Annotated in this window: 21 protein-coding genes; 9 read left to right on the plus strand and 12 right to left on the minus strand. The window is 56.0% G+C overall.

The features are described from left to right. The first annotated feature begins 5 nt into the window (after window positions 1-5). Window positions 6-341, plus strand: a complete 336-nt coding sequence (locus IM291_RS02775; RefSeq protein ID WP_014883596.1) for a GlpM family protein — start codon at window positions 6-8, stop codon at window positions 339-341. On the opposite strand, the gene folM is transcribed toward IM291_RS02775, so the two are convergent. From folM to ydgH, 3 genes are all read right to left on the minus strand, one after another. Then, window positions 338-1,060: a dihydromonapterin reductase gene (gene folM, locus IM291_RS02780; RefSeq protein ID WP_192986068.1), complete on the minus strand. Its 723-nt coding sequence runs from the start codon at window positions 1,058-1,060 to the stop codon at window positions 338-340. The genes IM291_RS02775 and folM overlap by 4 nt on opposite strands. A gap of 39 nt (window positions 1,061-1,099) precedes the next feature. Continuing rightward, a complete protein-coding gene (locus tag IM291_RS02785) occupies window positions 1,100-2,482 on the minus strand; it encodes an amino acid permease (RefSeq protein ID WP_028012940.1) in 1,383 nt (460 codons plus the stop codon). Window positions 2,483-2,667: 185 nt separating this feature from the next. Then, entirely contained in the window at window positions 2,668-3,612 is a 945-nt protein-coding gene (gene ydgH, locus IM291_RS02790) for a DUF1471 family protein YdgH (protein ID WP_014883599.1), read from the minus strand. A gap of 535 nt (window positions 3,613-4,147) precedes the next feature. On the opposite strand from ydgH, the gene pntA reads away from it, so the two are divergent. From pntA to IM291_RS02805, 3 genes are all read left to right on the plus strand, one after another. Next, window positions 4,148-5,677: a Re/Si-specific NAD(P)(+) transhydrogenase subunit alpha gene (pntA, locus tag IM291_RS02795; RefSeq protein WP_192986069.1), complete on the plus strand. Its 1,530-nt coding sequence runs from the start codon at window positions 4,148-4,150 to the stop codon at window positions 5,675-5,677. Between the two features lie 10 nt (window positions 5,678-5,687). Then, window positions 5,688-7,076, plus strand: coding sequence for a Re/Si-specific NAD(P)(+) transhydrogenase subunit beta (pntB, locus tag IM291_RS02800; RefSeq protein ID WP_013096868.1), 1,389 nt, complete (start codon window positions 5,688-5,690; stop codon window positions 7,074-7,076). Between the two features lie 106 nt (window positions 7,077-7,182). Next, entirely contained in the window at window positions 7,183-8,292 is a 1,110-nt protein-coding gene (locus tag IM291_RS02805) for a mechanosensitive ion channel family protein (protein ID WP_192986071.1), read from the plus strand. A gap of 40 nt (window positions 8,293-8,332) precedes the next feature. Here IM291_RS02805 and uspE read toward each other — a convergent pair whose 3' ends face one another. From uspE to IM291_RS02840, 7 genes are all read right to left on the minus strand, one after another. After that, window positions 8,333-9,283, minus strand: a complete 951-nt coding sequence (gene uspE, locus IM291_RS02810) for a universal stress protein UspE (protein ID WP_028012944.1) — start codon at window positions 9,281-9,283, stop codon at window positions 8,333-8,335. A gap of 109 nt (window positions 9,284-9,392) precedes the next feature. After that, window positions 9,393-9,575 carry a hypothetical protein gene (locus tag IM291_RS02815; RefSeq protein ID WP_224224379.1) on the minus strand — a complete coding sequence of 61 codons (183 nt, stop codon included), beginning with the start codon at window positions 9,573-9,575 and terminating at the stop codon, window positions 9,393-9,395. Window positions 9,576-9,721: 146 nt separating this feature from the next. Continuing rightward, window positions 9,722-10,474 (minus strand): fumarate/nitrate reduction transcriptional regulator Fnr, encoded by a 753-nt coding sequence (gene fnr / locus IM291_RS02820; RefSeq protein WP_006174991.1) that lies wholly within the window; start codon window positions 10,472-10,474, stop codon window positions 9,722-9,724. A gap of 183 nt (window positions 10,475-10,657) precedes the next feature. Continuing rightward, window positions 10,658-11,173: a methylated-DNA--[protein]-cysteine S-methyltransferase gene (gene ogt / locus IM291_RS02825; protein ID WP_045261474.1), complete on the minus strand. Its 516-nt coding sequence runs from the start codon at window positions 11,171-11,173 to the stop codon at window positions 10,658-10,660. Between the two features lie 10 nt (window positions 11,174-11,183). Next, entirely contained in the window at window positions 11,184-12,710 is a 1,527-nt protein-coding gene (gene abgT / locus IM291_RS02830) for a p-aminobenzoyl-glutamate transporter (protein ID WP_045261473.1), read from the minus strand. Between the two features lie 41 nt (window positions 12,711-12,751). Next, window positions 12,752-14,197 carry a M20 family metallopeptidase gene (locus IM291_RS02835; protein WP_192986072.1) on the minus strand — a complete coding sequence of 482 codons (1,446 nt, stop codon included), beginning with the start codon at window positions 14,195-14,197 and terminating at the stop codon, window positions 12,752-12,754. Then, complete coding sequence (locus tag IM291_RS02840; RefSeq protein WP_192986074.1) at window positions 14,197-15,507, minus strand: M20 family metallo-hydrolase; 1,311 nt, start codon at window positions 15,505-15,507, stop codon at window positions 14,197-14,199. Before IM291_RS02840 ends, IM291_RS02835 begins: the two co-directional genes overlap by 1 nt. Window positions 15,508-15,682: 175 nt before the next feature. Between IM291_RS02840 and IM291_RS02845 the strand changes: the two genes are divergently transcribed. Next, window positions 15,683-16,594 carry a LysR family transcriptional regulator gene (locus tag IM291_RS02845; RefSeq protein ID WP_045261470.1) on the plus strand — a complete coding sequence of 304 codons (912 nt, stop codon included), beginning with the start codon at window positions 15,683-15,685 and terminating at the stop codon, window positions 16,592-16,594. Between the two features lie 355 nt (window positions 16,595-16,949). After that, complete coding sequence (gene smrA / locus IM291_RS02850; protein ID WP_045261469.1) at window positions 16,950-17,513, plus strand: DNA endonuclease SmrA; 564 nt, start codon at window positions 16,950-16,952, stop codon at window positions 17,511-17,513. 27 nt (window positions 17,514-17,540) lie between these two features. Here smrA and IM291_RS02855 read toward each other — a convergent pair whose 3' ends face one another. Further along, window positions 17,541-19,202 carry a methyl-accepting chemotaxis protein gene (locus IM291_RS02855; protein ID WP_028012952.1) on the minus strand — a complete coding sequence of 554 codons (1,662 nt, stop codon included), beginning with the start codon at window positions 19,200-19,202 and terminating at the stop codon, window positions 17,541-17,543. 143 nt (window positions 19,203-19,345) lie between these two features. Between IM291_RS02855 and IM291_RS02860 the strand changes: the two genes are divergently transcribed. After that, window positions 19,346-20,212: an aldo/keto reductase family oxidoreductase gene (locus tag IM291_RS02860; protein ID WP_028012953.1), complete on the plus strand. Its 867-nt coding sequence runs from the start codon at window positions 19,346-19,348 to the stop codon at window positions 20,210-20,212. A gap of 46 nt (window positions 20,213-20,258) precedes the next feature. Here the strand turns inward: IM291_RS02860 and IM291_RS02865 are convergent, their stop codons facing one another. After that, window positions 20,259-20,459 (minus strand): hypothetical protein, encoded by a 201-nt coding sequence (locus IM291_RS02865; RefSeq protein WP_028012954.1) that lies wholly within the window; start codon window positions 20,457-20,459, stop codon window positions 20,259-20,261. 309 nt (window positions 20,460-20,768) lie between these two features. Between IM291_RS02865 and umuD the strand changes: the two genes are divergently transcribed. Continuing rightward, a complete protein-coding gene (gene umuD / locus IM291_RS02870; protein WP_028012955.1) occupies window positions 20,769-21,203 on the plus strand; it encodes a translesion error-prone DNA polymerase V autoproteolytic subunit in 435 nt (144 codons plus the stop codon). Next, window positions 21,187-22,449, plus strand: coding sequence for a translesion error-prone DNA polymerase V subunit UmuC (gene umuC, locus IM291_RS02875; protein WP_045630206.1), 1,263 nt, complete (start codon window positions 21,187-21,189; stop codon window positions 22,447-22,449). Before umuD ends, umuC begins: the two co-directional genes overlap by 17 nt. The last annotated feature ends 26 nt before the right edge of the window (window positions 22,450-22,475 follow it).

Raw genomic sequence — 22,475 nt, forward strand, 5'->3', positions numbered from 1 at the left:
AAAATATGGGGCTGGTGATCAAAGCCGCGCTGGGGGCGCTGGTGGTGTTACTGATTGGCATTCTGGCAAAAACCAAAAACTACTATATTGCCGGGCTTATCCCGCTGTTCCCGACCTTTGCGCTGATTGCCCACTATATTGTGGCCTCTGAGCGGGGTACGGAAGCGCTACGCACGACCATCGTGTTTGGCATGTGGTCAATCATTCCGTACTTTCTCTACCTGCTTTCCCTGTGGTATTTCACCGGTTTTCTGCGGCTTCCCCTGGCGCTGGGCGGGGCAGTGGTCTGCTGGGGGCTCAGCGCCTGGGTGTTAATCTTCTTCTGGAGCCGCTTTCACTAGCGCAGCGGGCGGCCGCCGTCCACGGCAAAGGTTCTGCCGGTGACGTAGCAGCTGGTGAGCAGGTAATCCACCAGGTCGATCACCTCTTTCTCACCGGGCGCTATTTTCATGAGCGACTTATTCAGCGCCTGCTGGCGATACTCAGCATCATCGTGTTCGTTAAACAAAATCATCGCCGGGGCGATGGCGTTCACCTTTACCTCGGGCGCGAGCTTGCGGGCAAAGGAGCGCGTCATGTTATCCAGCGCGGCTTTGCTGGCCGCGTAGGCGATATGCTTATCGCTGCCGCGCTCCACCACATAATCGGTAAAGTGAATAATGTCGCCCGCCGCATGCCCGTGGCCGCGCAGCAGATCCTGCAGCGCGTGGTTAAGCAGATAAGGGGCGTTAACGTGGATCTGCAGCATGGCGGAGAGCGTATCGCTGAGGGACGTGCCGGACTTCTCGGCACACCATGCGCTGGCGTTATGGATCACGGCGCGCAACCCCGTCGCGGTGGATTTAACCTGTTCGGCAAAGGCCAGAATGCCTTCGTCGGTGGAAAAATCAGCCTGAATGCAGATCGCTCCGGCTTTGCGCAGCCCCTCAATCGACGGGTATTCCGTACGGTAGCTGACAATGACCGGATGGCGAAGGTTGAGAAAGTGATGGGCGAGGGCGAGGCCGATACGGCGGCCTCCACCGGTGATCAGTATTGGGCGAAGCGGTGCATTTCCCATCGTATTCTCCTTTACAGTTCAACAATGGGAAAGACAGTGCTATCCCATTAACATCCAGGTTGCCGGTACGGCAGCAACCAGTAACAGCCCGATTAAGGCCATTTCACGGCGTTTCAGCGCGTTCTCCAGCTGATGCGTGCGGCGGGCATAGATAAACACCAGCAGACCCGGCGCATACAGCACAACCGACAGCAGCAGATGCATCGGCCCGGAAGCATACAACAACCACAGGCCGTAAATACAGGCCCCTACGCCCACAACATAGTGCGCCGGACGCGTGGCGATTTTTAACAAATACGCACCCACTAAGAAATAGGGTACCAGAATCATCTCCGAGGCGATGGTCAGCAGGGTGTTATAGTCTGAACCTGTGAGCCAGATCAGCACCAGACAGACCTGAACGCTGATGTTGGTCAGCCAGAGTGAGGCTGATGGCGCATTATTTTGGTTTTGACGAGCAAACAGTCGTGGAAACGCCTTGTGCGTCGCGGCCAGGAACGGCACTTCAGCCGCCATGATGGTCCAGCTCAGGTAAGCGCCGCAGACGGAGACGATCAGCCCTGCGGCAATCACCACGTCGCCCCACGGGCCGAGCATTTTCACCATCAGGCCTGCCATGGACGGGTTACGCATTTCGGCCAGTTCAGGACGCGCCACCACGCCCAGCGACAGCAGGGTCACCAGCAAATACACGCCCAGCGCCGCCAGGACGGCCAGCAGCGTGGCGCGTCCCACATCGCGCTTATTACGCGCGCGGGCAGAAACCACGACGGCACCCTCAACGCCGATAAATACCCACAGAGTAATCAGCATCGTGTTTTTCACCTGCTCCCAGACCGGAACGCCCAGCGCAATGCCGCTGAAATCAAGCGAAAACACGTCGAGACGGAACGCAATGAAGGCCAGCACGATAAACAGGCCAAGCGGCACCAGCTTCGCCAGCGTCGCCACCAGGTTGATGCTGGCGGCGGTCTGGACACCGCGCAAAATCAGCCAGTGAACAATCCACAGCAGCACCGAGGCGCCGACGATAGACTGCCAGGTATTACCGTCGCCAAACAGGCGCAGCTCAGGGGTATCGGTAAAGAAACTGAGCGCCGAGAAGACAATCACCAGATAAGAGACGTTGGCGATGACCGCGCACAGCCAGTAGCCCCAGGCGGAACAGAAGCCGATCAGCTCGCCGAAACCTTCACGTGCATAGGTGAAAATGCCGCCGTCCAGATCCGGGCGAATGCGCGTCAGCAACAGCATGGCAAACGCCAGCAGCAATATCCCGACACCGGTAATGCCCCAGCCAATGAGCAGGGCGGCAGGGCTTGCGACGGCCGCCATGTTCTGCGGTAAACTGAATACGCCCGCGCCCAGCATTGAGCTCAATACAAGTGCAGTTAAAGCACTCAGGCCAAGTTTCTTTTCCATTGGCTTCCTGTTATGAAAAGTCCCAATCCAGAATAATTATTTCGCTAAGGCGCATAAAAATGGTGGATCACACTAAGGCGCGGGATTTTACGGAGTGTAACGAAAGCATGCAATGATGTGTGGCAGATTTTCAAAAAAAGTAACAAAAAAAGGCGGCATTGCGCCGCCTTTCATCAACGGTTTTGTTACTTGTACAGATCGGCGCTGATGGTCACGTTGTTACCACGTTCCTGCCACTGGCGGGTGATGTGGTAATACTTCGCCCCTTTCTTCGCCGCACGCTTCGCGACCTGATAAGAGACTTCCGTCATATTGCCGTAGTTGCCGGTAAACTTGATGCTGTCGAACGGCACCATCTGCGCGGCAGTGGCTTTGTTCAGCTCTTCAATTTTAGTGCCGTCCGGCAGCGTCACGGAGTAACGGCCACCTTTCGTGGACTGCGTTTCAAAGAAACGTCCCACTTCAGCGCTTGGCGCCGCAGTGGTCGCTACGCCCGGAATTTCAACTTTCTTCGCTTCTTCGCCGCCTTTGGCTATCGCCGCGCGACCCGCTTCAGAATCCGCAGGGATGGCATCCGGACTCTGCAGAACGCGTTTTTTCGCATCTTCTTTGTAGATGAATGCGGTAATACGCTGGTTGCCGCCCTGGTTAGCATCCACCTGACGCACGATATAGAAAGAGTAGGCACCTTTCTCTTTCGCGGCTTTGGTGATGGCATCGTTCACTTCTGGCTGGCTGCGATAGAAGCCCTGAACGGTAACGGTGTCGTAAGGTTCCAGCTCAATGGCCTGATCTTTCGGCAGCTCAACGATACCGTTGATCACGCGGTTTTTCGGCGCGTCAGCCTTTGGTGCATTATCTTTATACAGCGCAATGGTCACGCGCTGGTTACCGCTGTTGCCGTAATCGGACTGGTCAACTACGTAAAACGAGGCCGCCCCGTTTTTATCCGCGGCTTTTGATGCGGCGGCGACGGCATCGCCAATAGAATTATAACGACCCACAATGACCGTATGGTCAAAAGGTTTTAACGCTGCCGCTTGCTCTGGCGTTAACTCTGTTGCGGCATTCGCAGACAGGGCGGTCGCACAGAGAAGTGCGGACGCCAGGAGTGTGTTCTTAAGCTTCATAAAAATAATCCTTCGCCTTGCGCAAACCATGTACTGGTATTGTTGTTAATTTGAGACGGCCCCGATTATGGCATTTAAAACCCGTCGCTGTCTGCGCCATTTTTCACTGCCTGTGCTCACTCAATTACCGAATTCGATAACATTTAGTGATATGTTGAAAAAACAGGCGTTTGACAAGCAAAACTGATAAAGCATATGACTTTTACAAGTTAATTTAATGTTAATAACTTGTTCTCTTATGGCGCTATATCATGTTTTTACCGCTTCGCTTGCGCGATTTATCGGTTCTGGCGATGAATTTAAGGTAAATATCACTGTCAGTGACGCCGATCGCTTATTTTTCACAGATAAAGTAAGAAATAGTGTTTTCTGGCGGTAGATCACAAGCGCTATTTTCAGTAGGTTATAGACAGTTTGTTACTGTTTTATTTTGCGGGGTTACTCATTTCTCGTCGCTATCATGCTGGCGAAAATTGATACAAACCGCGGGCATTTATCGACAAACCATCATCAAAAACCGATGGAAGGGAAAACTATGCGTATTGGGGTACCAAAAGAACGGTTAGCCAATGAAACCCGCGTAGCGGCAACACCGAAAACGGTGGAGCAACTGCTTAAGCTGGGTTTTACCGTCGCGGTTGAAAGCGGCGCAGGCAAGCTGGCGAGTTTCGATGACGAAGCCTTTATTCAGGCTGGCGCGGAAGTGGTGGACGGTGCTGAAGTCTGGCAGTCGCCCGTGATTCTGAAGGTCAACGCGCCGGAAGAGAGTGAGATTGCGCTGCTGAATCCAGGCACCACGCTGGTGAGCTTCGTCTGGCCTGCTCAAAATCCTGAACTGATGGAGAAGCTGGCGGCCCGTGGCGTGACCGTGATGGCGATGGACTCCGTGCCGCGTATTTCGCGCGCGCAGTCGCTGGATGCGCTGAGCTCCATGGCAAACATTGCCGGCTACCGCGCCATTGTTGAAGCAGCCCACGAATTTGGACGCTTCTTTACCGGCCAGATCACCGCGGCGGGGAAAGTCCCACCGGCAAAAGTGATGGTAATTGGCGCGGGCGTGGCGGGTCTTGCCGCAATCGGTGCGGCAAACAGCCTGGGCGCTATCGTGCGCGCGTTCGACACCCGTCCCGAAGTGAAGGAACAGGTCCAGAGCATGGGGGCCGAATTCCTTGAGCTGGACTTTAAGGAAGAAGCGGGCAGCGGTGATGGTTACGCGAAGGTGATGTCCGAAGCCTTTATCAAAGCCGAAATGGAACTCTTCGCCGCGCAGGCGAAAGACGTCGACATTATTGTTACCACCGCGCTTATTCCGGGTAAACCGGCGCCGAAGCTGATCACCCGCGAGATGGTCGACTCCATGAAGCCGGGCAGCGTGATTGTCGACCTGGCGGCGCAAAACGGCGGTAACTGCGAGTATACCGTTGCCAATCAGGTGACCACGACCGCTAACGGCGTGAAGGTGATCGGCTATACCGACCTGCCTGGCCGCCTGCCAACCCAGTCGTCTCAGCTGTACGGCACCAACCTGGTTAACCTGCTGAAGCTGCTCTGCAAAGAGAAAGACGGCAACATCACCCTCGATTTTGACGATGTGGTGGTGCGCGGCGTCACCGTCGTTCGCGAAGGTGAAATTACCTGGCCTGCGCCGCCTATTCAGGTTTCAGCCCAGCCCCAGGCTGCGCCAAAAGCGGCACCCGAGCCAAAAGAACCGGCTAAACCGGCTTCTCCGTGGCGCAAATACGCCATCATGGCGCTGGTCATTATTCTGTTCGGCTGGCTGGCTGACGTCGCGCCGAAAGAGTTCCTCGGACACTTTACCGTCTTCGCACTCTCGTGCGTTGTGGGTTACTACGTGGTGTGGAACGTCTCCCATGCGCTGCATACGCCGCTGATGTCGGTGACCAACGCTATCTCCGGGATCATCGTGGTAGGGGCGTTGCTGCAGATTGGACACGGTGGCTGGATCAGCTTCCTGAGCTTTATCGCGGTGCTGATCGCCAGTATCAATATTTTCGGTGGTTTCACCGTGACTCAGCGCATGCTGAAAATGTTTCGTAAAGGCTAAGGGGTAGCATATGTCTGGAGGATTAGTGACAGCCGCATACATTGTTGCTGCAATCCTGTTTATTTTCAGTCTGGCGGGGCTTTCCAAACACGAAACGTCTCAGCAGGGAAATAACTTTGGTATCGCCGGGATGGCGATTGCGCTGATTGCCACCATCTTCGGGCCGGATACCGGCAACGTGGCGTGGATCCTGGTGGCGATGATCATCGGCGGCGCGATTGGTATTCGCCTGGCGAAGCGCGTTGAAATGACCGAGATGCCGGAGCTGGTGGCGATTCTGCACAGCTTCGTGGGCCTGGCGGCGGTGCTGGTGGGCTTCAACAGCTACCTGTATCACGAACCGGGCATGGAGCCGATTCTGGTCAACATTCATCTGACCGAAGTGTTCCTCGGTATCTTCATCGGTGCAGTAACCTTCACCGGTTCTATCGTCGCGTTTGGCAAGCTGCGCGGTAAGATCTCTTCTAAACCGCTGATGCTGCCTAACCGTCACAAGCTGAACCTGGCGGCGCTGGTGGTGTCGTTTGTGCTCCTGGTGGTCTTCGTGCGTACCGAAAGCGTGGGCCTGCAGGTACTGGCGTTGCTGGTGATGACCATCATCGCGCTGGCGTTTGGCTGGCATCTGGTGGCATCCATCGGCGGTGCGGATATGCCGGTGGTTGTCTCGATGCTGAACTCCTACTCCGGTTGGGCAGCGGCGGCTGCGGGCTTTATGCTGAGCAACGACCTGCTGATCGTCACCGGTGCGCTGGTCGGTTCTTCCGGTGCCATCCTATCTTACATCATGTGTAAGGCGATGAACCGTTCGTTCATCAGCGTTATCGCCGGTGGCTTCGGTTCTGACGGTTCTTCGACCGGTTCTGACGAAGAAGTGGGTGAACACCGTGAGATCAGCGCGGAAGACACCGCGGAAATGCTGAAAAACTCGCATTCTGTGATCATCACCCCAGGCTACGGTATGGCGGTGGCGCAGGCGCAGTATCCGGTGGCGGAAATCACCGAGAAGCTGCGCGCGCGCGGTATCAAAGTTCGCTTTGGTATTCACCCGGTGGCCGGACGTCTGCCGGGCCACATGAACGTACTGCTGGCGGAAGCGAAGGTGCCATACGACATCGTGCTGGAGATGGACGAGATTAATGATGATTTCGCCGACACCGACACCGTGCTGGTTATTGGTGCTAACGACACCGTTAACCCGGCGGCACAGGACGATCCGCGTAGCCCAATCGCCGGGATGCCGGTTCTGGAAGTGTGGAAGGCGCAGAACGTCATTGTCTTCAAACGCTCGATGAACACCGGCTATGCTGGCGTGCAGAACCCGCTGTTCTTCAAAGAGAATACCCATATGCTGTTTGGCGACGCCAAAGCCAGCGTGGATGCGATTCTGAAAGCGCTGTAATTCGCTTTCTCCTGACAAACCGCCCTTCGGGGCGGTTTTCCTATTTCTGCGGCCAGCGTTTCTCCTCTGTCTATACTTTACCCTTTGTGTAATACGAGGAGGTGTAATGCAATTTCTGTCCCGCTTCGACATCATCGCGCTGATGATGACGCCGACATTCTGGATAGGCGCCGCCACGGTTGTCTTTGTGACGCTGCTGGTGTACTGGCTGCTAACGCGCCTGATCGCGTTCGTTAAGAAAGGCATCACCACCTGGGGCGACAAGCACCCGACCACCAACCGGATGCGTTTTATCCTGACCGATATGCTTAACCGTACCAGCCGCTTCCTGCTGTTTGTGGTGGCGCTGCTCTTCAGCCTGCGTTTCGTTGACTTGCCGAATCATCTCTTTGGCACCGTGAGCCACGCCTGGTTCCTGGTTTTCGCCATCCAGGTGGCGCTGTGGATGGATCAGGGGGTGGTGTCGTGGCTTCGTCACGTCATGCTGGCGCCTGGAAGCCATAAAAACCCGGTCACGCTGGTGATCACGGGGCTTATTCTCCGTGCCATCGTCTGGTCAGTGATGCTGCTGTCTATCCTTGCTAACGCGGGCGTCAACATCACTGCTCTGGTTGCCAGCCTTGGGGTAGGGGGTATTGCCATCGCCCTCGCCGTACAAACGATCCTCAGCGACGTGTTTGCCTCGCTCTCTATCGGCTTTGATAAGCCGTTTGAAATTGGCGATTTTGTGGTGTTCAACGACGTGGCGGGGACGGTAGAGCACATTGGCCTGAAAACGACCCGTATCCGCAGCCTGAGCGGGGAGCAGATCGTCTGCGGCAACGCCATTTTGCTTCAGCAGACGCTTCACAACTACAAACGCATGCAGACGCGTCGCATCGTCTTTACCTTTGGCGTTGCCAGCGACACGCCGCCCGATAAGTTGCGCTACGTGGGGGATATGGTCAGGCAGATCATTACCGATGTCGGCGAGACAAAATTCGATCGTGCCCATTTTCTGGGATTCGACCGCGACCGCCTGACGTTCGAAGTCGTCCATATCGTTAATACCGCGGATTACAACAAATACATGGACATCCAGCAGGAGATCAATATCCGTATTCTTGAAGGGCTGAACGCCCAGGAGATTAAGCTGGCGCTGCCCAGCATGGTATTGCACGCGCCGTGGATGCAGGATGAGTCAGGTGAACAGCCGAAGCCGGTAATGGAGAGCTGATGAGAAAAGCCCGCCGGAGCGGCGGGCTTTGATGTTTACGTTAATCGTCTTCCGGGTCGTCCAGCTCAATCGGCGTCTGATACTCATCCGGCTTGATGACCAGCAGGTCGCAGCGCAGATGGTCGATCACCTGTTCGGCGGTATTGCCGAGGAAGGCAGCAGAGATACCGGTCCGGCCAATGGTGCCCAGCACCACAATCCCGGCCTGCAGATGTTCGGCTAGATCCGGGATCACCTCTTCAGGCAGCCCTTTTTCCACGTGCGTCATGTTCTCGTCAATGCTGAACTTCTGGCGCAGCGCTTTCATCGCCAGCAGGTGCTGACCGCGGATCGCGTCGTTATAGACGCTTGGGTCAAATTCCGGCAGCTCAATGGCGATATTGATCGGGGTAACCGGATAGGCGCCCACCAGATGCACTTCGGTATGGTTAACCTGATCGGCAAGCTGGATGGTCTCCTTCACCAGCTTCTCGTTGAGCGAATTGTGATAATCCTCTTCGCTCGCGAGATTCACCGCCACAACGGCTTTCCCGCCTTCAGGCCACGGCTGGTCTTTCACCATCCAGACCGGGCAAGGGCATTTACGCAACAGATGCCAGTCGGTCGGAGTGAAGATTACGGACTCCAGCTTGTCGTGCTGGTGCGCCATCTTCAGCAGCAGGTCGTGCCCACCGGCAACCACTTCCTGGATAATGGCCTCAAAAGGTCGGTTATGCCAGACCACTTTAATATCAATAGGCACTCCCGCTTCCAGGTAATACTTCGCCTGTTCACGGATCCACGCGGTACGCTGGCTGATGACGCCCTGACGCATAGCGGTGCGCTCGTCAGGCGACAGAAGGGTGGTCATCTCATACGAGAAGTCATAGATCGGCAAAAACGCTTTGATTTTGCCACCAATCCGTTGATGTAAATACACAGCACGTCGTAATGCCGGCTGATCGTCCTGATTCGGATCGATAGCTACCAGCATGTTTTGATACTTGGCCATACAGGTCTCCTTACTACTGTCACCACAGTCTGTAATTAAAAGAGTAACCTATATATCCTGAATGAAACAGAGGGGAGCTTTTGCCAGATCAATAATTCATAAAAATTTATCAGAGGAAAAGCACGGTGGATGTCACCGCGATAAACGCAATGAACAGCAGCACCATCACCGCTATCGCAAAGGTCGTGGAATCCTGAACGTAGGTTTTTTCCTCCCCCTTCATCGGACCGACAAGCATGATCCAGATGAAGATAAAGGTCACTGAGGCGATCACGACTGAAACGAAAAACAAACTTTCTCTCAATTCATAACCTCAACGACAACCTTTCAGGCGCTGTATGGGGACGTGCTACGGTGAAAATGTCTTAAAGCGGAAGCGATGATACCAGACCAATAAATCACGTGAATTTATCAGTCTGGTTATCAACAGGCGGAGAGTTACGCCACGTTGCGGGCGTGTCCGGCAAGAACGGCCAGCGCTTCGCCGTTTTCGATAGTGATGTATTTACCCTTAACGGCCAGCATTCCGCTCTTCTGGAAACGACCCAGCAGACGGCTGATGGTCTCAACGGTCAGGCCCAGGTAGTTACCGATATCGCCACGGGTCATGGTCAGACGGAACTCACGCGGCGAGAAACCGCGCTCGGCGAAGCGGCGGGAGAGGTTGTAGATAAACGCGGCCAGGCGCTCTTCTGCGTTCTTTTTGGAAAGCAGCAGAATCATGTCCTGATCGCCTTTGATCTCACCGCTCATCAGACGCATCATCTGCTGACGCAGGTTAGGCATCTTACCGGACAGATCGTCCAGGGTTTCAAACGGAATTTCGCAAACCATCGAGGTTTCGAGTGCCTGAGCAAAGCTCGGGTGGTGACCAGTGCCGATGGCATCAAAGCCCACCAGATCGCCTGCCAGGTGGAAGCCGGTGATCTGCTCGTCACCCTGTTCGGTGATGGTGTAGCTCTTGATGGTGCCAGAGCGGATAGCATAGAGCGATTTCAGTTCGTCTCCCGCTTTAAACAGCGTCTGCCCTTTCTGAATCGGCTTTTTGCGCTCGATGATATTATCAAGCTGATCGAGTTCATGCTCATTCAGGGTAAACGGGATACAGAGCTGGCTGATGCTGCAATCCTGGCAATGGATAGCACAACCGCCAGACTGAATGCGTCGTATAATTCGCTTTTCCGGGATCATAGGTTTGCTCAAGCCTTAATTGATATTGGTCAATTTTAACATCTTTTTGGTAAGTACGTAAGCCTGACAAACCCTCAATAAGGACAAGAGACGGCAACGTGTTGCCATCTTCTTGAAATTCCACAGCTTGATTATGGATTTTTAGCCTAACCGGAAGAAAATTAAGCACAAAAAGCCTGGGATCTACAGCAAGAGATACCCTTCGTGACGTAGTAACCACTCCTTACGCTGCACGCCACCGGCATAGCCGGTCATGGTGCCGTTACGGCCAATGACCCGATGGCAGGGCACCACAATGCTGACCGGATTAGAGCCATTGGCGGCACCCACCGCGCGTGCGGCGCCTGCGCGGCCTAGCTGCTCCGCGAGCTGGCCGTAATGCATGACCTGCCCGCACGGAATCGACCGCAGCGCCCGCCACACTTCGCGCTGAAAAGGGGTACCTGCCGTGGCGGTTGGCAGAGTGTCAATGATGCTGAGATCGCCTTCAAAATACGCCGCCAGCTTGTCGCTCAGCCCGCCCGGGTTGGTGGCGCTGATGCGTTCATAACCTTGTGCGCGGTAATGAATATCAAGCAGTTCCTCCATGCGGTCGCTGTGCTCTTCCCACTCAACGGCGCGCAGGCAGAACTGCTCGTCCGCGATCACCCACAGCGGCCCGAGCGGCGTCGCAATTTTATCTTCGAGTAATCTCAGCATTTTCAATCCTTTAATTTAGCCTCGGGTATATCCCCGGCCCAATCGGCAGGCCGACAAGATACCATGCCACCAGCATCACCAGCCATACCCCTAAAAAGATAAGCGGGTAGGGTAAAACCAGCGAATAGTAGGTACCCAGTCTGGCCTCGGGCTTATAGCGCTGCAGGAAGCCTAAAAACAGCGGAACGAAAGGTGAGACGGGCGCCAGCGGGATCACCGAGGAGTCCGCGATGCGGAACAGGATCTGGGCAAACGCCGGGTGGAACCCGAGCATCATAAACATCGGCACGAAGATCGGCGCCAGAATTGACCAGATGGCGGAGCCGCTGGCAATAAACATGCACAGCAGGGATGACAGCAGCGCCAGGCCGACAAACGCCGGTACGCCGCTTAATCCGGCAGCCTCCAGCGCGTCGGTCAGGCCCACGGCCATAAACTTGCCCATGTTGCTCCAGTTAAACATCGCCACAAACTGCGCCAGCGGGAATACCATCACGATAAAGCCCGCCATCTCTTTCATCGGCTCGATCATCAGCTGCGGCAGATCGCCCTGACGGCGGATTTTGCCGGTAGCGATACCGTAGGCGAGCGAAACGACAAAGAAGAAGAGAATAATCAGCGGCACGATGCCCTGAATAAACGGCGACGGCAGGACGGTATGCTTAACCGGATCGCGCAGTATGCCGTTTTCCGGCACCACCATCAGCGCCACCAGCGCGATAAACGCCAGCGAGACCAGCCCGGCCACGCGCAGGCCGAAGCGCTGCTCTTTGCTCAGCGTCTCCAGCTTTTCATCGCTACGGCCTTCCCATTTGCCCAGACGCGGCTCGACGATCTTATCGGTAATCAGCCCGCCGACAATCGTCAGGACAATCACCGAGCTTGCCATAAAGTACCAGTTGTCGATCACGCTGACGTGCATGGCCGCATCAATGGTTTTCGCTGCCTCCGTGCTGATGCCCGAGAGCAGCACGTCGGTGGTGACGATCAGCAGGTTGGCGGTAAAACCGCAGCCCACGCCCGCAATGGCCGACAGCAGACCCGCCACGGGATGGCGCCCGACGGCGAGGAAGATCAGCGCCCCCATCGGCGGCATAATCACCAGCGCGGCATCGGATGAAATGTGGCTAAAGAAGGCGATAAACAGCACCATGTAGCTGGCATAGCGCGCGCTGACGTGGGACGCCATTTTTACCATCAGTGCGGGTAACAAGCCCACGCGTTCAGCCAGCCCGGCGCCCAGCACCAGCGCCAGAATGGCCCCCAGCGGAGCGAAACCGCTGAAGTTTTTGATGACGTTCGGTAAAAACCAGTGCAGCCCGTCAACGCTGAGCAGGTTTTTCACCGCCACCAGGCTGCCGTCTGCCGGGCTGCGCACGCTGACGTCAAAGGCCGAGAGCACGGCGGTGGCAACCATCAAAATCACAATCAGATAGATAAACAGCAGGAAAGGGTGCGGCACTTTATTGCCGATCCTTTCAACCCAGCCATAGAGCTTACCGGATGGGGAATGCGAAGGTATGGATGACATACTCATGGGCGTTCCTCGGGAGTGTTGTGTTGTTGTGTTGTGTTTTTTTATTTTAAAGGTGACGGTGTCACGCCCGGTGAGATCGGACACGCGTACGGTTTTTCTTCTATTTGTTGTTCGAACTCTTCACGGCATGTTTTCAGCAGGTCTGCATCCTGCAGCAGATTGAGTGCGGTTGCGCCCATCACTTTCCCGGCCAGCAGCATGCCTTTGTGGGCGATGGAGGTTCGTCCTTGCGCCACCAGTTGCCAGGTGTGCAGCGGCGTGCCGACGGTAAAGCAGGGGCTGAAGCACTGGGCGACCGGCATTTTCCAGCTGACGTCACCCACGTCTGTTGAACCCGCCAGCACGTTATCGGTGATGGCATAGGGCGCGACTTCATCCACCAGCAGCGTCTCCTGATGGCGGCGGGCAAAAGCTTTGCCTGCTTCTCCCCCCGTGGCGGCAATGTTTTTCAGGCTGTTCTGCAGATCGTTTGGCGTCAGCGTGGCGCGGATTTCGCGGGCAAAGTCGCGCTCTTCATCGGTCCACTCCGGCGTGCCGTAGTGCTGCAACGCGCGGTACATCGCAGCCTCAAGCGTGCGGTTCGGCAGGTAGCTGGAGCAGGCTTTATCAAAGCGGCATTCGACGGTGGTTTCGGTCATCATTGCCGCGCCCTGGGCAATTTTTTCGATGCGTTGGTAGATCTGCTGCGCGTCGGCCATCTCCGGGGCGCGGATCAGGTACAGCACTTCAGCCTGCGCCTGCACCACGTTGGGCGAAATCCCGCCGGTGTCGGTGATGGCGTAATGGACGCGCGCTTTCTCAATGATGTGCTCGTTAAGAAAGTTGGTCCCGGTGGTCATCAGCGTCACGGCGTCCAGCGCGCTGCGCCCTAAATGGGGCGAGTTGGCCGCATGCGCCGCCACGCCGTGAAAACGCCAGGCCGCCTGAATGTTGGCGAGCGTGCTGACGTTAAACATCCCGGCAAAGGCCTCCGGGTGCCAGGTGACGGCGGCATCAACGTCATCAAACAGACCTTCACGTACCATAAAGGTTTTCCCGGAACCGCCTTCCTCACCGGGACAGCCGTAAAAACGCACCGTTCCGCTGCCGCCGTGCTGCTCCAGCCAGCTTTTTACCGCCACCGCGCCCGCAAGCGCCGCGGTGCCCAGCAGGTTATGCCCGCAGCCGTGGCCGCTCGCCCCCGGCGTGGCGGATTGCGCCGTCGCGCAGTGCGCCTGCTGGCTTAGCCCGGCCAGCGCGTCGTACTCGCCCAGCAGAGCGATAACCGGTTTTCCGCTGCCGAAGCTGGCGATAAACGCGTTTGGGATACCGCCTGCCTCGCGGGTCAGCGTAAAGCCCTCGGCTTCCAGCTCGTCAGCGAGCCGTCTGGAGGACCAGAACTCTTCAAAGCGGGTTTCGGGATGATCCCAAATTGCATCGGCAATATCGGTTAGCGTCTGACATCGCGTGTCGATGGCATCGGCAATAAAAGCGTAGTTCTCCTGCATTACACACCTCGCGTCCACGGGAAATTGAGCGCAGTTCGCGCCAGCGTTTCAATGGCGACAGCCATGACCTGCTCATCGAAGTCGAATTTTTCGTTGTGATGTCCGGCGCTCAAATCCGTGCCGAACACCATATACGATGCCATGCCGCCGTTCTGCTGCACGCGGGCCATCATCAGCGTGGCGTCTTCAGAGCCTGCTGGCGCTTTCACCTTATCGATTGCGTGCACAATTCCTGATACCTGGCTCGCCTGTTCACGCAGGTAATCAACCCAGGCCGGCGTCGGCGCGCTGGAGGTGGCGGCCCCCATCAGGCGCATCTCCGCGCTCACGCCATAGAGCGCGGCCGCGCCGGTAATGACAGCCTGCGCGCGTTCAAAGACATACTGGTTTATTGCTTCGCTTTCGCCGCGGGTTTCAACCTTAATCAGTGCATTTGCGGCCACCACGTTGCGGCCGCTACCCGCCTGCATCACGCCGACGTTGACGCGGGAAGCGCCTTCGCTGTGCGGGGCGATGCTGTGCAGGGCGAGGGCGGCCTGCGCGGCGGCAAGCAGGGCGTTACGTCCATCCTCCGGTTTGCCGCCCGCGTGTGCGGCAACGCCGGTAAAGTTCACGTCGAACTTGGTGGTTGCCATAAAGTTATCGCTGCCGCAGATCGCCGTTCCGGCGGGGACGCCGGTACCAATATGGATGGCGGTAAAATAGTCCACGCCGTCCAGCGCCCCGGCGGCGACCATGGCGCGCGCGCCGCGGGTGCCTTCCTCGGCAGGCTGGAAGATCAGCTTGACGGTACCGTTGAGCTGCGCTTCGTTCTGCTTAAGCACCTTTGCCAGCCCCAGGCCAATGGTGGTGTGGCCGTCGTGCGCGCAGGCGTGCATCATTCCCGCGTTGCAGGAGGCAAAACCGTCGCGGAACGGGCGATGGCTGTCGTCGAGCGCTTCGCTTAAATCAAGGGCATCCATGTCGACGCGAAACGCCAGCGTCGGGCCCGGTCGTTCGGTATTCAGGGTCGCCACAATGCCGGTAAATCCGCCTTCAAACGGTGCCAGCCATTTCTCAGGCGCGCCCTGTGACCGCGCACGGGCAAACTCTCGCGAAAGGGTAGCGTCATCGGGCAGCCCCATACGGCTTTCTGCATCGATCACGTCGCGACCCATCGTCAGTTCGTAGCCCAGGGAGTCAAGGATTTCCGCAACCTTTGCGGCGGTACGGAACTCTACCCAGCCGGATTCCGCAAAATGGTGAAAATCGCGACGCCATGCGATCAGCTGGGGGGCTAATGTCTGGATGTACTGCGCCAGTGTGTCCATATCTGTTCCTGTCATCATTAAAAAATGTGAACTGCTTCACGCTGTGATAGTTTTTACTTATCACTAACCGTTTTTTCACAGTTTTAACCGTTCAGGAATTACCCTCGCACATCCCTTTCCATTAAAGTAGATGACAGTTTCTTTACTCTGATAAACAACGGTTATCGGTTGGGCTATGTCATTTCAGATTAAATTTCATCAAATCCGGGCGTTTGTTGAAGTGGCGCGTCAGGGCAGCATTCGCGGTGCCAGCCGGACGCTGAATCTCTCGCAGCCGGCGCTGACCAAATCCATCAAAGAGCTGGAGGAGGGCATGGCGGCGCAGCTTTTTGTTCGCCGGAGTAAAGGCGTTGCGCTGACCGAGTGCGGGGAAGGGTTTTACCAGCGCGCCAGGCTGATTCTGGAAGAGCTGCGTGCGGCGCAGGATGACATTCGCCAGCGGCAGGGGGATCTGGCCGGGCAGATCAATATCGGGATGGGGGCCAGCGTGTCACGCAGCCTGATGCCCGCCGTCATCACCCGTTTTCACGCCCAGCACCCGCAGGTTAAAGTGCGAATTATGGAAGGGCAGCTGGTGTCGATGATCAATGAATTACGCCAGGGCGAACTGGACTTCACCATCAACACCTATTATCAGGGGCCTTACGACCATGAGTTTACGTTTGAAAAACTCTTCGAAAAACCGTTTGCGGTATTTTGCCGGGAAGGGCATCCGGCGACAGGGGCAACATCCATTAACGATCTGCTGCATTATAACTGGACAATGCCAACGCCGCGGGGGAGTTATTATAAGCAATTAGAAGATCTATTTAGCCACCGCTCGCAAATACCGCGGATTGGCGTAGTGTGCGAAACCTTTTCTTCCTGCATTAGCCTTGTTGCGCAAAGTGATTTTTTAAGTATCCTTCCGCAGGAGTTAGGCTGTGATCCGCTGCTGGCGCACCGTCTGGTCATTTTGCCGGTTGCCGAGTCGCTTCCAAAAGCCGCATATTATTTAATTCAGCGCCGGGATTCTCGTCAAACTCCGCTTGCCGAATCATTAATTACGCAATTCAGAAGGGAAGCGAGAAAAATAATTTCAGGGTGAGTGTCGCATAATAAAAAAACAGAGTCTGCCCGACATCAGACAGACCCTATAGTACACACAGCAGTGCGTCCTTTCGCAAGTCCTGGGTATTATATCCATGAGGCAGGTAAATTTAGTTATAACACCTTTCCCGAAAAATGAAAGGAAGGTGAATGACTGATTTCACGAAAATTTAACGCAAATCACCTATTTTACCGTTGCTGGGGTTTTAGTTAAGTCAGGTTTAAGTACATTTTATAATGCCTATATATATTCATCGGGTTAATATTTATCTCGTGCCTCATCTTCTAAGGGTTATTGAGACACCTGTCTGGCGCAGGTATAGTACAAGCCCAGATGTAGCCGGAGGATTTCCATGAACCCTGACGACAAATCCCTTTTTCTTGACGCCATGGAGGATGTCCAGCCCCTGAAACGCTGCACCGATATCCACTGGCAGCAAAGCCGTAATACCCGGGCTCGCCAGGACATCGATACCGAACAGCTCGACAACTTTCTGACCCTGGGTTTCCTTGAGCTATTGCCGCTTGACGAGCCGCTGGCGTTCCAGCGCGAAGGCGTCCAGCAGGGCGTTATTGATAAGCTGCGTTCGGGTAAATACTCCCGACAGGCCAGCTTAAATCTGTTGCGTCAGCCCGCTGAACGCTGCCGCCAGATGCTGTATTCCTTTATTCGCCAGGCCAGTCGTGACGGATTACGTAACCTCATCATCATCCACGGGAAAGGGCGCGAGCAAAATTCGCATCCTAATGTGGTGCGTAGCTATCTGGCACGCTGGTTAACCGAGTTCAAGGAAGTGCAGGCGTTCTGCGTGGCGCTGCCGCATCACGGCGGCAGCGGGGCTTGCTATGTTTCCCTGCGAAAATCTGACGACGCGAAGCAGGAGAACTGGGAACGGCACGCCAAGCGCAGCCGTTAGCGGGCGATATCTTCGCCCGCCTGAGGCTTAGAAGGTTTCCCAGTTACTGTCGGGGGTGGCATTAGCCGTTGCCGGACGCAGCAACTGCGGCGTTTTAACGTTGGCCGGGCGCGGGGCGGTGGCGTTTGCTTTACCGTTCAGACGAAACGCGGCCACGGCCTGACGCAGCTGTTCGGACTGATCTTCCAGCGCCGCTGCCGCCGTGGCGGACTGCTGCACCAGCGCGGCGTTTTGCTGCGTTACGCTGTCCATCTGCGACACGGCCAGGCTCACCTGCTCAATTCCGCGGCTCTGTTCATCCGATGCGGACGAAATCTCGCCCATGATATCGGTGACGCGGGTGACGGCGGCGACAATCTCCTTCATGGTCGCGCCCGCTTCGCTGACCTGCTCAGAACCGGTGTTCACCCGGCTGACGGAGTTCTCAATAAGCCCTTTGATCTCTTTCGCCGCCTGCGCGCTGCGGCTGGCCAGCGTACGAACTTCACCGGCGACAACCGCAAACCCGCGGCCTTGCTCGCCTGCGCGTGCGGCTTCCACCGCGGCGTTAAGCGCCAGAATGTTGGTCTGGAACGCAATGCTGTCAATCACGCCGGTAATATGAGCGATTTGCTGCGAACTGTCGGCAATTTCGTTCATGGTGCGCACCACGTTATCCACGACGTGGCCGCCGCGAGCCGCTGTTTCAGAGGCATTCTTCGCCAGCAGCGTCGCCTGACGGGCGTTATCGGAGTTCTGTTTAACCGTTGCGGTCAGCTCTTCCATGCTGGCGGCAGTCTCTTCAAGCGAGGAGGCCTGCTCTTCGGTGCGGGCGGAGAGATCGTTGCTCCCTGCGGCAATTTCACCCGCGCCGGTGTAGATGGAGTCGGTGCTGCCGCGTACGGCGCTGACGGTCGTCACCAGCGACTGCTGCATCTCGTGCAGGCCAGCCGCCAGCTGACCCATCTCATTGCGGCCAGAGAGGGTGATATCCTGCGTCAGATCGCCTCCCGCAATGGCGCGAATATGGTTCATGATGGCGTTGAGCGGTTTTAACAGCAGGTGCTGTAAACCCTGCCAGATCACCACCAGCACGGCGATAACGGCCAGGAAAATGGCTGCCAGCGTCCACTGCATCTGCGTGAAGCTGCTTTGGTTCTCTTCGGTTGCCGCCTTCAGCAGCGTGTTGTTCTCGGCGCGCCAGCGGTTATAGACCGCTTCCATGTCGTCCTGGGCCTGCTGAGCGTCCAGATCGCCATAGGCCTGATAGTTGTCGGCACGCAGATACTCAATCGACAAACGCATCACCTCGTGCATCTGATTCCATGACTTCTGCATCTCGTCGGTTAACGCCGCATTCTGGCCGTTAACCTGCGGCATTTTCTGCCATTCTTTGTTATAGGCTTCAGCTTTAGCCAGCGAGTCGCCTGCGGTGCCGAGCAGTTTGTTAATCGCGGCAAGGGATGCCGGGTCGCGCTGGTTCTTCAGGTAGCGGATTGCCACGCGGGTGACGGTAACGCGCGTTTTCACCAGCGTGTTCACGCTGTCGCTCAGGCTTTCCTGCTGGGCATTCAGCACGCCGGAGTTCTGGAAGTTATGGCGATCGTTGCTGACGGCAGAGTAGAACAACCCTCCCGTGACAACTTGCAGCAGACAGAATATGGTGAGGGCAAAGATAATTCCGGTAATCACGTGCAGATTTTTCAGCATAGCGGTCGTCCGTTAGAAAAGATGCAGAGGTACACCCATACTATCGTCGTATAGAATTTAAACTTTAATTTAACTCGCGCTTAACTTAGGGCTTCGGTCAGGAACCTGTTGTAAATCCGGATCATTTTATGAGGAAGGTTAACATGAGCAGCATTGATAAAAGCGGGACGTACGCGCTCGGAACGCGAACGGTGAAACGACTGGGCTACGGGGCAATGCAGCTTGCCGGGCCGGGCGTATTTGGCCCGCCGAAGGATAAACAGGCCGCGCTGGACGTGCTGCGCGAAGCCGTAGCGGCGGGTGTGAATCATATCGATACCAGCGATTTTTACGGGCCGCATGTGACGAACCAGCTGATCCGCGAGGCGCTTCATCCTTACCGGGACGATCTCACCCTCGTCACCAAGATCGGTGCCCGTCGCGATGACAAAGGGGCCTGGCTGCCGGCCTTTTCCGCGCAGGAGCTGACCCAGGCGGTGCATGACAACCTGCGCAACCTGAAGCTGGATGTGCTGGACGTGGTGAACCTGCGGATCATGTTTAGCGCACACGGCCCGGCAGAAGGATCGATTGCTGAACCGCTTTCCACCCTCGCAGAATTACAGCAGCAGGGGCTGGTACGTCACATTGGCCTGAGCAACGTCACGGCCACGCAGGTGGCGGAAGCGCGGAAGATGGTGCAGGTCGTCTGCGTGCAGAACATGTACAACATTGTGAACCGCGGCGACGATGCGCTGGTAGATTTACTGGCGCAGCAGGGGATTGCGTATGTGCCGTTCTTCCCGTTGGGAGGCTTCACGCCACTGCAGTCCACCGGCCTGCAGGCCGTCGCGGATTCCCTGGGCGCAACGGCGATGCAGGTTGCGCTGGCATGGCTGCTGCAACGGTCGCCGAACATCCTGCTGATCCCCGGCACGTCATCCGTGGCGCATCTGCGGCAAAACCTCGCGGCGGGAGAGGTGCAATTGCCGCCTGAAGCACTTGAAAAACTGAATGCGCTGATGGGTTAATCACAGCATGGTCAAAGCCGGAAGGACACTTCCAGGCTTTGCCTGCTCAGACTCCGCATTGACTTTTTTGTCTGTGAAGCGCTAACGCTTCTGCCACAATTTCCTGCTTGCTTTTTCGCGTCTCAAAGGCGGTGATTCTGATGTATTCCATCAGGTCAGGCTCAATGCGGGCGCTCAACATCCTGAGATCGGCCTCCTTTGCTAAACCGCGGGCAACTCGCTTGTCGGGATAGTCACGGGCTGGCATAGAAAACGTCCTCCAAAAATCTTGATAATTCGTGCCCTAAAATATGCGTTATTCTGATATTTAAGTCAATTAATAGTGTTCAATTAGTGATTTAACTATATTTTTTCAAATGAAGTGATTTTAAATTCTTTTCTAATGACTTTTTTATGACTTTGGGTTGGCCCATCTGCGATCGCCAGCAGGAGAGGTTGCTAAATTAAATCCGCTCAAACTTCAACGCGTTTGCGGTCTTTGTCGGAAATGACCTTGATCCTGTGCCGTAATCCGTAATACTGTGTTTATATACAGTATCTGGCGGGGAAGGCAGTTATGGACACTCTCTTTTCTTATCATCCAAAGCAACTTATTGAATTACCTTTATATCTTGAGCGTGTTGCCTGTGGCTTTCCAAGCCCTGCGCAGGATTATGTGGAGGATCGTCTCGATCTTAACCGGCTGGCGGTCAGGCACCCCAGTGCGACCTACTTTATCAAAGTGAGCGGGGACTCCATGATCGGCGCAGGGATTAGCGACGGCGATCTGCTGGTGGTAGACCGCTCGTTAAATGCCGAACACGGGGACATTGTTGTGGCGTCGGTCGGCGGCGAGTTTACGGTGAAAGAGCTACAGACCCGCCCGGTTCTGCGGCTGCTGCCGCGTAATGCCCGCTATCAGCCGATCGCCTTTCAGTCCGAAGAGGAGCTGCAAATCTTCGGTGTCGTCACTCATACGCTCAAAACGCATAAACATGTTCGCGCTGGTTGATGTGAATAGCTTCTATGCCTCCTGCGAGAGGGTGTTTCGCCCCGATCTGGTGGGTAAGCCCATCGTGGTGGTGTCCAATAACGACGGCTGTATTATTTCGCTGTCGCGGGAGGCAAAGCAGTTCGGCATAAAAATGGGGGAGCCCTATTTTAAATTCAAAGAGAAGGGGTATCCGTCGCGGGTTTACGTCTTTAGCTCCAACTATGCGCTGTATGCCGATCTCAGCAGCCGGGTGATGCAGACGCTGACCGATCTCGCGCCGGCCATTGAGATCTACTCCATCGATGAAGCATTTGTGAACGTTTCGGGTGTCAGCAACTGCATCTCGCTGGAAGCATTCGGTCATCAGATGCGTACGCAGGTCTTTAAAAACACAGGCTTAAGCGTGGGCGTCGGGATTGCGCCGACTAAAACGCTGGCGAAGCTGGCCAACTATGCGGCGAAGCGGTGGTCAGCCACCGGTGGCGTGGTCGATCTCTCGGATCGTGGACGGCAGCGTAAGCTGCTGGCAAAGGTTCCGGTGGAGGAGGTGTGGGGCGTAGGACGACGTATCACGAAAAAGCTTAACGCGATGGGGATAACCACGGCGCTGGAGCTGGCGGAAGCGTCATCCTGGGTCATCCGCAAACATTTTAACGTGGTAATGGAGCGCACGGCGCGCGAGCTTCGAGGTGAGCCCTGCCTCGATCTGGAAGAGTTTACTCCCACGAAGCAGCAAATTATCTGTAGTCGTTCGTTTGGACACCGTATTACGCAGTACGAGGAGATGCATCAGGCCATTTGCGCCTATGCAGAACGTGCTGCGGAAAAACTGCGTGGCGAGCATCAGTATTGCCGCTTCATCAGCGTGTTTGTGCGCACCAGCCCGCATGCCGACAACGAAATTTATTACGGCAATCAGGCTTCCGTCACCCTGATGACGCCCACCAATGATTCGCGCGATATCATCCGTGCCGCCACGGAGGCGCTGGGGCGTATCTGGCTTGACGGATATCGCTATATGAAAGCGGGGGTGATGCTGGCAGACTTTTTCAGCAGCGGCGTTGCCCAGCTGAATTTGTTTGACGATAACCGACCGAGCGCCAACAGCGCCGCGCTGATGGAAACCATCGACAGCTTAAATCATTCCGGCAAAGGGAAAATATGGTTTGCCGGGCAGGGGATTGAGAAAGCCTGGGCGATGAAGCGCGAGATGCTGTCACCGGCCTATACGACGCGGTACGCGGATTTACCGGTGGCGAGGTAAAAGGCGGCTATGTGTGACAAAGAGCC

This window comes from Enterobacter cloacae complex sp. P27C (genome assembly GCF_014895705.1).
In the GTDB taxonomy this organism is placed as follows: Bacteria; Pseudomonadota; Gammaproteobacteria; order Enterobacterales; family Enterobacteriaceae; genus Enterobacter; species Enterobacter bugandensis.